Annotated in this window: 13 protein-coding genes and 2 pseudogenes; 3 read left to right on the forward strand and 12 right to left on the reverse strand. The window is 67.9% G+C overall.

What is annotated here, in order from left to right:
- Positions 1-31: 31 nt before the first annotated feature.
- From GUI43_RS35120 to GUI43_RS09855, 8 genes and pseudogenes are all read right to left on the reverse strand, one after another.
- Positions 32-247: pseudogene (locus GUI43_RS35120) on the reverse strand (nucleotidyltransferase domain-containing protein); the annotation flags it as partial.
- On the reverse strand, positions 244-924 hold the full coding sequence (locus GUI43_RS09830) for a P-loop NTPase family protein (protein ID WP_112698589.1): 681 nt from the start codon (positions 922-924) through the stop codon (positions 244-246). The gene GUI43_RS09830 and the pseudogene GUI43_RS35120, both read right to left, overlap by 4 nt.
- Positions 921-2117: an NUDIX domain-containing protein gene (locus GUI43_RS09835; protein ID WP_112698590.1), complete on the reverse strand. Its 1197-nt coding sequence runs from the start codon at positions 2115-2117 to the stop codon at positions 921-923. Before GUI43_RS09835 ends, GUI43_RS09830 begins: the two co-directional genes overlap by 4 nt.
- Positions 2114-2677 carry a cytidylate kinase-like family protein gene (locus GUI43_RS09840; RefSeq protein ID WP_249037694.1) on the reverse strand — a complete coding sequence of 188 codons (564 nt, stop codon included), beginning with the start codon at positions 2675-2677 and terminating at the stop codon, positions 2114-2116. The genes GUI43_RS09835 and GUI43_RS09840 overlap by 4 nt, the downstream gene beginning before the upstream one ends.
- Positions 2677-3600: a hypothetical protein gene (locus GUI43_RS34505; protein ID WP_249037695.1), complete on the reverse strand. Its 924-nt coding sequence runs from the start codon at positions 3598-3600 to the stop codon at positions 2677-2679. Before GUI43_RS34505 ends, GUI43_RS09840 begins: the two co-directional genes overlap by 1 nt.
- On the reverse strand, positions 3597-4400 hold the full coding sequence (locus GUI43_RS09850; RefSeq protein ID WP_112698591.1) for a class I SAM-dependent methyltransferase: 804 nt from the start codon (positions 4398-4400) through the stop codon (positions 3597-3599). The genes GUI43_RS34505 and GUI43_RS09850 overlap by 4 nt, the downstream gene beginning before the upstream one ends.
- Positions 4397-4489 (reverse strand): SDR family oxidoreductase, encoded by a 93-nt coding sequence (locus tag GUI43_RS34890; protein WP_283016225.1) that lies wholly within the window; start codon positions 4487-4489, stop codon positions 4397-4399. Before GUI43_RS34890 ends, GUI43_RS09850 begins: the two co-directional genes overlap by 4 nt.
- Positions 4490-4499: 10 nt before the next feature.
- Positions 4500-5258: an SDR family NAD(P)-dependent oxidoreductase gene (locus GUI43_RS09855; protein WP_283016226.1), complete on the reverse strand. Its 759-nt coding sequence runs from the start codon at positions 5256-5258 to the stop codon at positions 4500-4502.
- Positions 5259-5373: 115 nt separating this feature from the next.
- Here GUI43_RS09855 and GUI43_RS09860 point away from each other — a divergent pair.
- A pseudogene (locus GUI43_RS09860) lies at positions 5374-6768 on the forward strand (helix-turn-helix domain-containing protein).
- Here the strand turns inward: GUI43_RS09860 and GUI43_RS09865 are convergent.
- The 4 genes from GUI43_RS09865 to GUI43_RS09880 form a co-directional block, all read right to left on the reverse strand.
- The gene (locus GUI43_RS09865) at positions 6732-7919 is read right to left on the reverse strand and encodes a prolyl oligopeptidase family serine peptidase (protein ID WP_112698665.1); all 1188 of its coding nucleotides are present in this window, start codon (positions 7917-7919) and stop codon (positions 6732-6734) included. The pseudogene GUI43_RS09860 and the gene GUI43_RS09865 overlap by 37 nt on opposite strands.
- A gap of 644 nt (positions 7920-8563) precedes the next feature.
- Positions 8564-8692 (reverse strand): hypothetical protein, encoded by a 129-nt coding sequence (locus GUI43_RS34895; protein ID WP_283016227.1) that lies wholly within the window; start codon positions 8690-8692, stop codon positions 8564-8566.
- A 12-nt stretch (positions 8693-8704) separates the two neighbouring features.
- On the reverse strand, positions 8705-9421 hold the full coding sequence (locus GUI43_RS09875; RefSeq protein WP_112698592.1) for a creatininase family protein: 717 nt from the start codon (positions 9419-9421) through the stop codon (positions 8705-8707).
- Positions 9422-9424: 3 nt separating this feature from the next.
- Positions 9425-10657: an NsdA family TPR-like regulatory protein gene (locus tag GUI43_RS09880; RefSeq protein WP_112698593.1), complete on the reverse strand. Its 1233-nt coding sequence runs from the start codon at positions 10655-10657 to the stop codon at positions 9425-9427.
- A 282-nt stretch (positions 10658-10939) separates the two neighbouring features.
- On the opposite strand from GUI43_RS09880, the gene GUI43_RS09885 reads away from it, so the two are divergent.
- Positions 10940-12346 carry an APC family permease gene (locus GUI43_RS09885; protein WP_112698594.1) on the forward strand — a complete coding sequence of 469 codons (1407 nt, stop codon included), beginning with the start codon at positions 10940-10942 and terminating at the stop codon, positions 12344-12346.
- Positions 12343-13356: an acetamidase/formamidase family protein gene (locus GUI43_RS09890; RefSeq protein ID WP_112698595.1), complete on the forward strand. Its 1014-nt coding sequence runs from the start codon at positions 12343-12345 to the stop codon at positions 13354-13356. Before GUI43_RS09885 ends, GUI43_RS09890 begins: the two co-directional genes overlap by 4 nt.
- Positions 13357-13366: the final 10 nt, after the last annotated feature.

The raw sequence follows: 13366 nt of genomic DNA on the forward strand, positions 1-13366 counted from the left end.
GATCGTCGAGCACGCTTTGGGGTGTGGTGTCATCAGCGGCCACGACGAGGTCGACGTCGCTGTACGGGTCAGCGCTGCCTCGTCCGAGAGATCCCACTAGCCACGCCGCCCCCACAGATTTCCGCTGGTGCAGCACGTCGACAGTGGCAGCGAGCCAGGCCGTACGGGCTTCAACTACGGCTGCCAGCAGTGCGGCCGCTCGCCGCCCTCGTGGCGGTGGGACGTTGGCGGGCACGCGTTGGCTCATGCCCTGCGGTCCCGTCCGTGTGCGGGCACTGCTGCCCCTACGTCCGCACGACTGTTCATGATCGTCTGGAGGCAGAGTGACTCGATGACCGTCACGCAGTTGGATTCGGCCGACATGGAAACGTCAAGTCGTTGCGTTGGCAGGCCCGGCCAGTCGCCAGAGGTATGCATCTCTGTGGCGAATGCTTGCAAATACCTTAGGTAACCGGGCGTCACGGTCTGAGACGACGTGAGGCGTGGCAAGGCCGTCTGGAGCGCCTCCTCGCCCTCCCCGAGTTCGATCGAAACGCACGGCTGGACGTCGGTGAGTGCTCGGACCGAGGCTGCCAGGTGTTCCCGAAGAGGTTCGAATTCGGTGTGTCGGGCGTGGGCGTGGGCGGATGCGTAGACGGTCTTCGGCCCGCGATCAACCAGGCGCACTCGGTCTTGTGCGACGCTCAGGTCGCGGAGATCATCGAGACGATCAATCATCGCCCCGATGAGCACCTCTGCAACGTCCATACCTGGGGTACTGACGACCCAGGAAGCGAACTGTTCCGGCGCGGCGATCGTGGGGAGGTAACGCCACAGTGGGCTGGAGACGACTGCTTCAATGCCACTGCTGTTGAGGGCGGTGGCAAGGTGTCCGATCAGAGTCGTCTTCCCGCTACCATCGATCCCGTCGACGAAAATGATCATAGGGGTGCCGACTCTTCGAGCATGCTCCTCACGGCCACAAGCGCACCTGGCACCCGTGCGGCGAGCAGTTCGGCCTGCGCTACGTCGTCTGCGCCTGCACGGCGGTAGGCGTCGTAGTCTCCAAGGAGCGATCTGAGCTCGGTGCCCGGCCAGTCGCGCAGCGCCTCGACCACCTCGGGAAGCCGCAGGCCGACCTCTGGCGCTCGATGTGCGACAAGCAGTCGACCGGCGCTCGACAGCACCGACAACACTCGGCGTGCGGTGTCCTCGCGCTCCGATTCTGTGTGGTGGCTGGCGGCCAGACGGGCGACGGCGAACTCGTGCAGTACGCCAACATCACCAGCGAGATCGGTCAGTTCTGTGGTGACGGCCGGCGTAGGGGCGGTGGCACCTGCGATCACGGCGGTGTCGAGCCCTACGCGACGCAGCACCACCCGCATCTTCATGTCGTAGAGCGGACCGAGGCGACGGGCGTCGCCCCCGTGGCTGTCGGCGAGGTGCAGCGACGCTCGAGAACCGTGGCGTCGGGCCGCTTCACTGACGATCTCGTGGAGCGACGTGGCGGCGGCCGACGTGGGGGGCAGGTTCCAAGCGATGAAGTCGACGTCGCTCCAGCCCTCGATGAAGTCTCCTCGTGCGGCGGATCCGCACAGCCCCACCCCGGCATCCGGATGTCCGGCGATGACGGCCTCGGCCTCTGCCGCCACTTGGTTGACCAGGTAACTGAGCTTTCGGCTGAACGGCAGGGGATGAGCGGCACGCCAGGTGATGACGGCAAGGGCGCGATCCAGCACCTGCTGGAACTGGGGATGGCTGGCGGCCTGCCGGGCGGCGGAAGCCTCGAGCCAGCGGGCCTGGACGAAGCCTTCGTCCCGGGCCGGCGTCGTGGTGGTGGTGGACGTCGAGAAGAGGAACCAGTCGACGATCTTCGCCGCTGGCGTGCCGTCGTTGTCGGTGAACGTGTAAGCCTCCTGCCCGAGATACGCGCTGTAGTGCGTGTCGGTGAGGCCGGCTTCCTCGGCCACCTCCCTCTTGGCTGCGAGGAGTGGTGCCTCGCCTGGCTCCAGTCGGCCTTTCGGCGCGACGGTCTGTCGTTCACCGGTCTTTCGGACCTGATCGAGGAGCAGGACTTGTGGAGAGCTGAGGTCGTCGGTCGCGACGACGGCACCGGCGGAGGCGTATCGACGAGTCATGGCTGGATGCCTCCTGGGGCTGTCTGCATGGTCTGGAACGCGTCGCGGAGACGAGCCCTGAAGCTGATGATGTTGGCAGTGTTGTCGACCCAGTGATCGGTAATTGCGCGCCAGGCCGGAAGCTGTTCGTGGACGCGTTTCCGCTCGTCTTTGCGTCGGATGATGCGTCGGGCCTCGTCGGCGGTCAGCCCTCGGGCCTGCGCGAGGCGTCTGACGCGGATGAGTTCTGGAGCGGTGATGAAGATAATCGAGCATGGTGCCGGCCACGTTCGCTTCACAGTCATAGCCAAAGCGGCATCGATGAAGCTCTCGACTGCCAGGGGGGCCTCGCCGCGGTCGGTTAGTACGAGGAGTTTCGAGACGAACTCGTCGTACCCGAAGCCTTCCCGCGTCTCCACGCCCTCGTGGTAGGCCTGCCGGCCTGAGGTGAGTTGCACGAGGACCGTCCTGATCTTGACGCGGCGGGCGCCGAGGGCGGCCAGGTACTCGCCCGCGCTCGACTTTCCAGCCTCGCTGGTGCCGGCGAGGAGGAGCATCGGTGGCGCGGCCGGCTGCCGCATCACGAATCTCCTCTTGTCCGACGGATCACCGCGGCAACACTGGTGGGCAAATCGTCTGGCTTGCCGATGCCGACGCGGATGACCGGTACAGCGGCAAGTGCGTCGAGCGCCTTCTCCGCCACGTTGAATGCGGGAAGACTGCGGCTGATGGTGACCTCGTCAGCCGAGGAGAAGATCGAGACGTGGTCAAGAGTCGGGTCGCGTAGCTTCGCCTCGTGGTCGGTCACCGCCGCGCGCAGCAGACCCCGGGCTGCGGGAGTAGGCGTCTCGCGCAGTTCACCCGCCGCAAGACCCTGATCCGGAATGACGATGAGGCTCAGCGGCAGCGGGCGGTGTCCGGCAGTGGTGGGGGTGGGAAGATCCACCGGGTAGAGGAGCCGTTCGGTGGCGTGAGGTGCCAGCAGCGACGCCATGTCGGCGCGTACGTGCCAGGGCAGGGTGGGCATCGGCACCACGCAGGGCTGACGGCAGGGGAAAGCGGTGAAGGCGAACTCGTCGACCAGGAGGCTGCCTCCGTGAGCGGCGACGCCCAGCGCGAGTGATGTCTTGCCCTGCCCGCGTCCGCCGTCCAGCACCGCTATGGCCGACCGTCCGCCGTCTATGGTCACCGCACTCCCGTGCAGGAGCGTCAGCTGGCCGTCCCCCATGACGGCCAAGGAGCGTGCCGCGGCCTGGAGCACTCCGATCTCCAACGTGGGTGGATCGCCAGCCAGCTCTGCGGCTAGTTCCAGGAGGACCTCACCTCTACTGATGTCGACGGTCAGCCGGGTTCGGTGCCCATCACGTACCTGCATGACCTGCCCGGCCGGCATGGTCGGCAGTTCCGTGTCAGCGAGTCGGGCGACGAACCGCCGCAGGCAGCGTGGTGCCGACTCAGCGATCCGGATCTCCAGCGCGTGGTTGCCGACTCTCAACAAGCTCATGACCGCTCCCCGGGCTTGCGGAGGACGAGCCACATCGAGTATCGGCGGTGTCTGCCGTGTACCGGGAGCGCGGGGGCCGACAGGACACCCTCCTCCGATGTCACGGTCGCGTACTGCCGGATCCCGCATGTCGCCGCGAGGAGGTACAGCTCGTGGGCGGTGGTGAGGTGGGCGTAGCCGGGTGCCGCTCCGCTGGTCTTGTTGGCGAGGTAGATGATGTCGCGCGCTGGCAGGGGCCGCGAGCCGGTGCGGCGCTGCCCCCGCCATCGCGCGGCGCGGGCGGCCAGGTCCAGCAGATTGGCGATACGGACAAGCCCGAGCCGGCCGGCGTAGTGCCAGTTGAACGTCTCTACCAGGACGGTGCCTCCCGGAGCGCACACCCGCCACATCTCGTGCAGGGCTTCCACACGTTCGGCCTCGGTTGCCAGCGCGTTGAAGGAGAAGCGGAGGCACCACACCTGGTCGAAAGTGTCCGCTGGTAGTGGCAGGGCGTTCATGCTGCCGTGCACGAAGGTGCCGTTCGGGCACGCGGCCCGGGCAACTGCCAGAGCCGCCTCGTTGATGTCGACGCCGACGATGTCGCCGCCCAATACGGTTATCGCTTGGGTGACGCGACCGGCACCGCATCCCACATCGAGGATTCGCGCCCCCGCACCGAGCCGGTGATAGAGCGCCTCCTCGCAGGGGCGCAGCGGTGCTGTGTTGTAGAACGACGTCTCGCCCGCGTAGTGGACCTGGTTCAGGGCGCGGATCATGGCTGCGTAGTCGATCTCGGCGATGCCGCCGTGGGTAGTCGTCATCGCAGTTCCAGTCCTCCGTCGACGTGCAGCGTGCTGCCGGTGATGTACGACGCCTTCGGCGACAGCAGGAACGTGATCGCGTCCGCCACCTCTTCCGGTTCACCGCAGCGCCCGAGGAGGCAGCGGTGACCGGCGGCCTTGTCGGGGGTCATCTGGGGTGGCGATCGCACCCGGCACGACCGTGTTGACGCGGATGCCTCGACCGGCCAACTGCCGAGCAGTGACCCGGGTGAGGGCCTCCACGCCGCCCTTGGCGACCGCGTACCCGAGTCGCTCCGGGTGCCCGTAGTGGGCGTTCACGGAACTGACGTTGACGATGGCGGCAGGAAGGGCGGCATACGCAACGAACTCACGGATCACCAGGAATGCCGAGCTCAGGTTGACCGCGAGCATCCGTTCCCACTCGGCTACGTCCGCATCGATGATCGAGGTGCGCTCCACCGCTCCCGCGCAGTTCACCAGCCCACCCACCGAACCCGGCTTGACGTGATCGGCGAAGAACGACCGCACCTGCTGCTCATCCGCGACATCGACGTCGTGCCAGGAAGAGCTCTGGTCTCCGCGCGGAACGTCCGCGGGCACGTGAATATCCAGCCCGTACACATGAAGGGCCCTGCTCATGGTCGCCCGCACGATGGCGAGCCCGATACCCCTCCCGGCACCCGTCACGATCAGGGCGGATGGAACGACTTCGTGCTCCACTGGCACCTCCCAGGTTCGTGAACAACCAGAGGGCGGATCTGACGAGTGATCGCGCCCCTCCTCCTCACACTCACCCTCAGCGTCGCTGTCGTGAATGGCGAGCATGCGGACGAAGGGTTTGTCCGCATGCGGCGCGCCGAACAGGCCGACGGTCATGCGGCGCAGTTAATGGCGATCCTGGTTGCGCCGCGCTGAACACTGAGTGACCCTATGTGCGCGATGTCCACGCTGCTCAATGCCATTGGCGACGCACAGCCCGAAAGGCGGTGTCATGGGCCAGACCCCGCGGGCGCTCCAGCCATCCCTGTCCGAGCGCCACTTCTTCGGCGCCGAACTGCGCCGACTGCGCGAACGCGCCGACCTCTCGCAGGCGCGGCTCGGCACCATGATCCGCTTTAGTGCCGATCTCGTGCGTCGTGTGGAGACGGCCGATCGGTTTCCATCTCGCGAGTTCGTCGGGGCCTGCGACAAGGCGCTGGAGACCGGCGGCTCCCTGATGCGCCTGCTACCGCTGCTCGACAAGAACCAGACCAGCGACGGCAAGCGGAGCGCCCCCTCGCCAACCGGCGGCGGCCTCAGCAGCGCGCTGTCCAATCGCCCGACAGAAACGTCAGGGCTGGCCGAGATGGTCGCTCGGGTTCCGTTTCAACCCGGTGTCCTCGATCGCGCCGCCCTTTAGTGGCTGAACGCTGCGGCGGGACCCCGGCCGCCCGTGGCCGGACGACCCGGCTCGCCTGACCAGGTTGACGAAGAGGATCTTGATTCGGCGGAGACCGCTCTGGCGATGTTCCGGCAGCTAGACCACACCCACGGTGCTGGACGAGTCCACGCGCAGGTGCAGCGGTACGTCGAAGGCGAACTGAACCGACTGTTGGCGAATACTCCAACGTCTGAGGCTGTTGGTCGCCAGCTCTACACGCTCGCGGCGGGATTCTTCGAGCTCTGCGGGTACCAGGCGGTTGACACTGGCGCCCATGGCCTCGCCCAGCGCCGTTACCTTCGCGCTCTGCGTCTGACGGAAGCTGCCGAGGACCGCCCGTACGGCAGCTACCTGCTCGCTGTGAACATCGGCCACCTCGCGCTGCACTGCGGGCACCCCGAGCCGGCACGCAGGATGGCGCTGACGGCGGTGAGAGGAAGCGAGACCCAGGCGACTCCCGCTGTGGCAGCCGCACTGCACGCGGTGGTGGCGCGCACGCACGCTCGACTCGGACGCGAACGCGACTGCCTGACCCACTTCGACATCGCGGAGAAGCAACTGGCCCGTAGCAAGCCCGAGGACGAGCCTCCGTGGATCCGGTACTTCGACGCGGCGTACCTCGCCGACGAGGTCGCCCACTGCTTCCACGACCTGGGCCGACCGCAGCACACCCAGCAGCACCTGGGCGAGGCCCTAACCGCGCTGAGTCCCACCCATGTCCGGCGACTCGCCATCGACACCGCGCTCCTGGCCTCGTCGCTGGCCGCCGCCGGCCGCATCGACGAAGCCTGCGCCGCCGCACGCGAGGCAGTCGACTACGCCGCACGAACCACCTCACACCGCTGCCTGCAGCGCATCGTCGAGGTACAGGTCGACCTCGAGCCCTATCGGTGTGAGCCTGAGGTCCGCGAGTTCGGCGACTACGTGCGTCACCGACTACCGCTGGCGGCTGTGCAACCCGGTTGATCGCTGGCCGCACCCGCCATCACCGAGCGATAGTGAGCCAGCTCCGCCTCCAGCGCCGCGCCTGCTCGACGGGACGACGCCACATAGTGGCCGACATCAGGAAGAAGCAACACCTCGGGCGCCATGCCGAGAGACGTCAACTCGTCGGCGAGGTCGCGGACATCCTCGACCACGGCCACCTCATCGGCGGTGCCGTGAATGAGCAGCACCGGCCGTTGGACCGTGGCGGCACGGACCGGGCCGGCGCCCCCACGCAGCCGCATCGCGTGCGCCCGCTGGAACCGGGGCACCGTCTGCGCCCACCGGTCAGGATCGACGATCGCCGACACGGCAGTGGCAGCAGCGAACGGGCCGTCCTGGGCCACCGCGTGTAACGCGGTGTACCCGCCGGCGCTGGCACCGCGGATGAACACCTGCCCCGGCACCGCCCGCCCTGTCGACAGCAGGAGCACCGCCACCGCCGCGCAGTCATCGACATCGTCCAGACCCCACCGGCCGTACAGCGATTCCCGGAACACCCGGCCGTACCCGGTGCTACCCAGGTAGTCGACATCAACGACGGCGAACCCGCGACTGGTGAAGAACTGCGCCTGCCAATCCAGGCGAAGCAGGCAGGAGGCGGTAGGCCCGGGATGCGCCCGAACGATCACCGGCGCCCGCCAGTCCGCCGCCGAGCCCGTCGGCGGGTACACCAGGGCAAGCAGCTCCCGACCGCTGGCCACTCGGACGCGCAGCTCCGTCGGCGTCGAAACGCACGCCCCGTCGAGCGCGGCGTGCTCCGACCTGGCAAGCACCTCCACCTGGGGGGCAGCGTCAGCCAGGTTCACGAGCGAGACCTGCGGGGCTGCGGTCGGTGATGATCCGATCAACGCCACGGTCGTCCCTTGCACGGCGAGGTACGGCTTGATCGACGTGTAAGGGAGGTCGACCGGGCGGACAGTACCGTCGGGCTCGACGACGACGAGGCGGTGTCGCGGCCCCTCCTGCGCCGCCACGACGATCCGACCGCCGTCGAGGAAGCCATACGACGTGTAACCCAATTCCCACGGCTCCGCGGCGCACTCACCCGCGATCGGCGCCACCGCCACCGCCTGGAGGCCGTTCCACCGGTAGAGGTTCCACCAGCCATTGCGGTCCGACACGAAGTACAACGCCCCGTCGGGTCCCCACTGCGGCTCCAGCGCAGACTCCTCCGGACCGCCGGCGAGCCTTACTGGGTCCTCGACCCCACCGTTCGGTGAGTAGGAGGCGGCCCACACCTCACACGCGTCCCAGGGCATGTCGTGCTCGCTCCAGGCGGTCCAGGCCAACGAGCCCGGACCCGGCCGAGGCGCGCCGAGGAAAGCCCGGGACGAGACGAGAGTTCGCATCTGCGGAGCACCGGTGAGCGACACCGCGACGAGTTGGTCACCCTGCTCCGACTCCCGCACAGCCAGCAACTCGCCGTCGCCGATCGTCAGGTCACCGAAGCATCCATGGCTGACCAATTCGAGTTCATCGCCGTGACGACGGCTCCGATAGAGGCCATCTCCGCCGACGCACCACAACGTCCCCTCGACGACAGCGAACGATCCGCCCCCATACGCGTGCACGCCGCTGGCGACATCGAAGCCCTTCGGACTGACATCATGCGTGCCCTCGCCGGACCGCCACCGTGTCACCGTCGTACCCTCGCCGGCGTCGGGGCGAGTCTCCAGCCAGTACAGGCCGTCATCGCCGGTACGCAGCTGGTCATAACTCACGGAGGCGCGGACGGCGTCATCCACCGGCACTTCAGCGATCCTGTCGCCCAGCCTCACAGGTCCTCCTCGAACAACTTCCACGCGGGCCGGACGACGGCGGGCTCGTCAACCGGTCGCCGGGACACCGGCGCGGCCACCGGCAAGGCTCGGTCTTCCGGGCCGGCGTATGTGCTCTCGTCCATCATCATTCCTGGTCATGCCTTGGGTCTCGGCAGGAGGCCGTAGTGGTCGGCGAAGGAGCGAACAAGGTCTTCGAGTACGGCCTTGCCCTTGGCCGCGGTGGCGTGGGACGGCAAACCAATGACGCCGCTGGTGGTGTAGCCACTCATGCCCCGCGTGAGGAGGTGACGTCGATCGTCCGCTAGGTGGTCGGCCTGCTGGAAGCCATCACGCACCACCTCCGGCGCAACGTGCAGAAGCAGCGAAACCTCGAGCTCGCCAGCGTGCATGTCCTGGTGGGCTGTGCTGTGCAGGCCGGCGGCAACTCGCGCGTCGTCCCAGTCGGCCCGAGCGGGGAACAGGGTCATCCTCGGTCCGGCGACGTTGGCTTCCTGAACGATGTTGGCAAGCGCGTAGTTCCCGCCGTGTCCGTTGATCACAGCGAGCCGGTCGACGCCCGATTCACGCAGGGAGTCAGCGATGTCAACGACCACGGCGGCGAGGGTGGTGGCGCTGATACTGACCGTTCCACGCCACGCGGCGTGCTCGTGGGAGCAGGAGATCGTCACGGGCGGCAGCAGAAAGAGGCCGTAGCGCTCGGCGACTGCCTTCGCAATCGCGCATGCCACGATGGTGTCCGTCAGCAGCGGGAGGTGGGCGCCGTGCTGTTCGAAACTCCCGACTGGGAGGACCGCGACGGACGCTGCTCGTTCGGACTCGTCGGTGCTCGTCGCCGTGGTGATGAGATCCACGGGCTAATGGTTACACGCTTCGAGGGTCGCCCGCCGATAGGCGAGCACGAAGGCCGCCGCCTCGGGAATGGCTGTCTGCTGGCGCAGGGCCACCGCCGTCGGGTTCAACCAGCGCAGAGCCCGCGCGGAGGAGGTGCCAGTGGCCAAGGCCAGGGCGTTGGCGGCCTCGGTCGCCGCGCGCTCGACGTCGCCCCTGTTGAGATAGGCGGTGGACAGGGCCGATCGCCAAAGGGCCTCGTCGACGCGCCACTGAGCTGGCCAGTGGCGCAGGAGTTGCTCGTAGAGATCGGCAGCAGCCGCCGGTTGGCCGAGGAGCAGACGGCATTGCGCTTCGTGGGCAGCCACGTACACCGCGTCGCAGTGGACGCCGACATCGATCGGCAGTTCCGAGCCCCAGTCGGCGCTGCCGGCGACCCTGTGCGCCTTGTCGATGCTGGCTGCACAGGCGTTCTGGTCGCCTCCCATCGCGTAGGCCTGGGCCTGGCGGATCAGCAGTAGAGCGCGGATACGGCCTGGTAGCCGGACCTCCTCCAGCGCCCGCTGCGCCAAGGCAATGGCATTACGCGGATCGAAGCGTTCGAGGGCGCGTTGGCTCTGCCTCATCAGGACGTAGCTGGCGAGCGCCGGCGCGTTGGCTTCGACGGCCTGCTGCTGGGCGCGTCGCAGCCAGGCGTCAGCCTCGGCGGCGTCGCCCTGCTCGTCGATCCAGCTGAGAAACTCCGCCCACAGTGCCTGCGCGATGAGTACGTCTCGGCGATCGCCTGAACGGCTTCGCCGCCCGACCGCGGCCGCGATGCTGATCTGCGCATGGGCGGTGGACGCCATCCCGGCGTATCCGATGCGGTTTCCGGCAATGGCCAGACCGGCGAGCTGCTCGTGCCACGAGCGGAGCAGGTAGGGCCTGTCGGGATGATCGATGGAGGCCCGGAGTTGGCCCTCCGCACCGCCGACCAAGCGGTAGCCGACGCTGGTGAGGCGACGCCCACTCTCGAGGTCTGACAGAAAGCGGACCAGCTCACCACCCGTCTGCAGTGCCCCCTCACACGACTCGACGAAGCGGGCGGACGGCCAGCGTTCGGCCTTCTCCACCTTGCCGACAAGGTCCCCACTGACGTGCACCAGCCTGCCTAGAGCGCGCTGGGACAGCCCGCGGCACTCGCGCCACTGCCGAAGCGCGGCCCCGAATCCGTGCAGCGCCGATCGGTGCGGGGTCAGCCGTCGTGGAGTTTGCGCCACCGGTACCCCTGAGTGCTGTCTGTTCGTCACTGCCGCATCCGGAAGGTCTGACCGTACGTGGTCGAACGCTACGCGGACAGTTGCATGCGGACAACACCGTGTGTCCGCATCAACGCTATCGACTCATCTGTCTCGGTGAGCAAATCTCGTTGCTGAGATACCCGTCGGCTTGCTGGTCGAAATCATTAGCAGCGGTTCAGGTTCGACGAAGCAGTTGCCTTCGCTGACGAGTCAGCTGCGAGTTGCGCGATTGGCCAGGACGCAAACATTTTGAGGAGTGTGATGAGTTTTCAGAATGACCTCTCCCGATATGGATATCGACAGGAACTGAGCCGCCAACTCCGGTTTCGGGACTTGGTCGCGTATGGATTGGTGTACATGGTGCCGATCGCGCCGATGGCGATCTTCGGCAGCGTGTACGCCGGCTCCGGCGGGATGGTGGCCCTGGCGTACGCGGTCGGTGTGGTGGCGTTGGTGTTCACCGCGTTCTCCTACGCGCAGATGGTCAGGGCGTTCCCGATGTCGGGAAGCGTCTACAACTACGCCGGCCGGGGCATCAGCGCGCCGGTCGGGTTCCTGGCCGGCTGGGTGATCCTGCTCGACTACGTCCTCGTGCCGGGTCTGCTCTACCTGGTGGCGTCGGTAGCGATGCACGCCACCGTCCCGGCGGCGCCGGTCTGGTTGTGGCTGCTCGGGTTCGTCGCGGTCAACACGGTCGTCAACTCTGTCGGGATGCGGATGACCGCGATGGTGACCCGGGTGATGCTGGTCGGTGAGTTGGTCGTCCTGGCGGTCTTCCTCGCTGTCGCCGGTTGGGCTCTTGCCTCGGGTAGGGGCAGGTTCAGTTGGGACGCGTTCTACAACTCCGACACGTTCACCTGGTCGCTTGTCGCCGGTGCGGTGTCGATCGCGGTGCTGTCCTTCCTTGGCTTCGACGGCATCTCCATGCTGGCCGAGGAGACCAAGGGCGGTTCCCGGCAGATCGGCCGGGCCATGGCCGCCGTCCTCATCCTGGCCGGGGTGCTGTTCATCGCCCAGACCTGGCTGGCCGCGATGCTCGTCCCCGAGCCGGCCTCGCTGCTCAGCGACGGGGATCCGAACGGCACCGCCTTCTACGACGCCGCGCAGGTGGCTGGCGGAGGGTGGCTGGCGACCCTGTGCGCGGTGGCGACCGCGATCGCTTGGGGCCTGCCGAACTCGATGGTCGCCCAGGTCGCCACGTCCCGGCTGTTGTACGCGATGGCGCGGGACCGGCAACTGCCCGCCTTCTTGGCGAAGGTTTCGATCCGCCGGAACGTGCCGATCAACGCGACCCTGCTCACCGGCGCGGTGTCCCTGGTGCTCGGCCTGTACATGGCCACCCGCGCGGACGGGATCACGCTGCTGTCGTCGCTGATCAACTTCGGGGCGATGGTCGCCTTTCTGGTCCTGCACGTCTCCGTGGTCGTGCACCACCTCATCCGCCAGCGCAGCGGGAACTGGTGGGCGCACCTGGTCATGCCCGGGATCGGGTTCGCGATCCTCGCCTACGTGGTGGTCAACGCCAACATCGCCGCGCAGCGCCTCGGTCTGGCGTGGCTCGCCCTCGGCATGGTCGTGCTCGCTGGCCTGTACCTGGCCGGCCGCCGGCCCGCGCTGTCGGGTTTGGCGCCCACGCAGCCGCAGGCCCGCCACGTGGAACGGGTGTGACCGCCATGGACACGATCACTTACCGTCCGGCTCGCGATGAGTTGGCCTACACCTTCGGTGGCCGGATGCCGGTGGCCCACGTCCGCTCCGGCGACGTGCTGCGGGTGTTCACGGAGGACTGCTTCGGCGGTCTCGTGCGCGGGCCGGCGGATCTGCCGTCGCGGGTGTGCCGGATGCCGTACCTAAACCCGGTGTCGGGGCCGTTCTTCGTCGAGGACGCTGAGTCCGGCGACACCCTCGCGATCCACCTCGCTGCCATCGAGCCCGCCCGGGACTGGGGAGTCTCGTCGACGTTCCCGCACTTCGGAGCACTCACTTCGACCTCGCAAACCGCTACGCTGCAGCCGCCGCTGGAGGAGCGGGTGTGGGTGTACGACATCGACCGACAGGCCGGGACGATCCGCTTCCACGCCACGGGCAGCGACCACAGCGTCGACCTGCCCCTGGACCCGATGATCGGCACGATCGGGGTCGCGCCCGGCGGGTTCGAGGCCCGCTCCACGATCGTCCCCGACTCCCATGGCGGGAACCTGGACAGCCCGGAGCTGCGCGCCGGGGCCACCCTGTACCTGGGGGTGAACGTGCACGGGGCGATGCTCGCCCTCGGCGACGGCCACGCCCGCCAGGGCGAGGGTGAGGCCTGCGGGGTCGGGGTGGAGATCGCCACGACCACCACCCTGATCATCGAGGTCATCAAGGGCGTCCCGACGGTGTGGCCCCGCCTGGAGACCGACACGTCGATCATGTCAGTTGGCTGCGCCCGTCCCCTGGAAGACGCGTACCGGATCGCGCACCGCGACCTGGTCGGCTGGGTGAGTGACCTCACCGGCCTGCAGCAGCTCGACGCCTACCAACTGGTGTCGCAGGCGGGAAGGGCGCCGATCGGCAACGTCTGCGACCCGAACTACACGGTCCTCGCCGCCGTCGACAAGCTGCTGCTTCCGCAGCCGCAGGCCGCCTACGGCGGGATGCACGCCCGCCTCCGACAGCGCGCCGGCGGGCTGCGGTAGAGGGCGGGAT

Source organism: Micromonospora noduli, from assembly GCF_003264365.1.
Lineage (GTDB): Bacteria > Actinomycetota > Actinomycetes > Mycobacteriales > Micromonosporaceae > Micromonospora > Micromonospora noduli.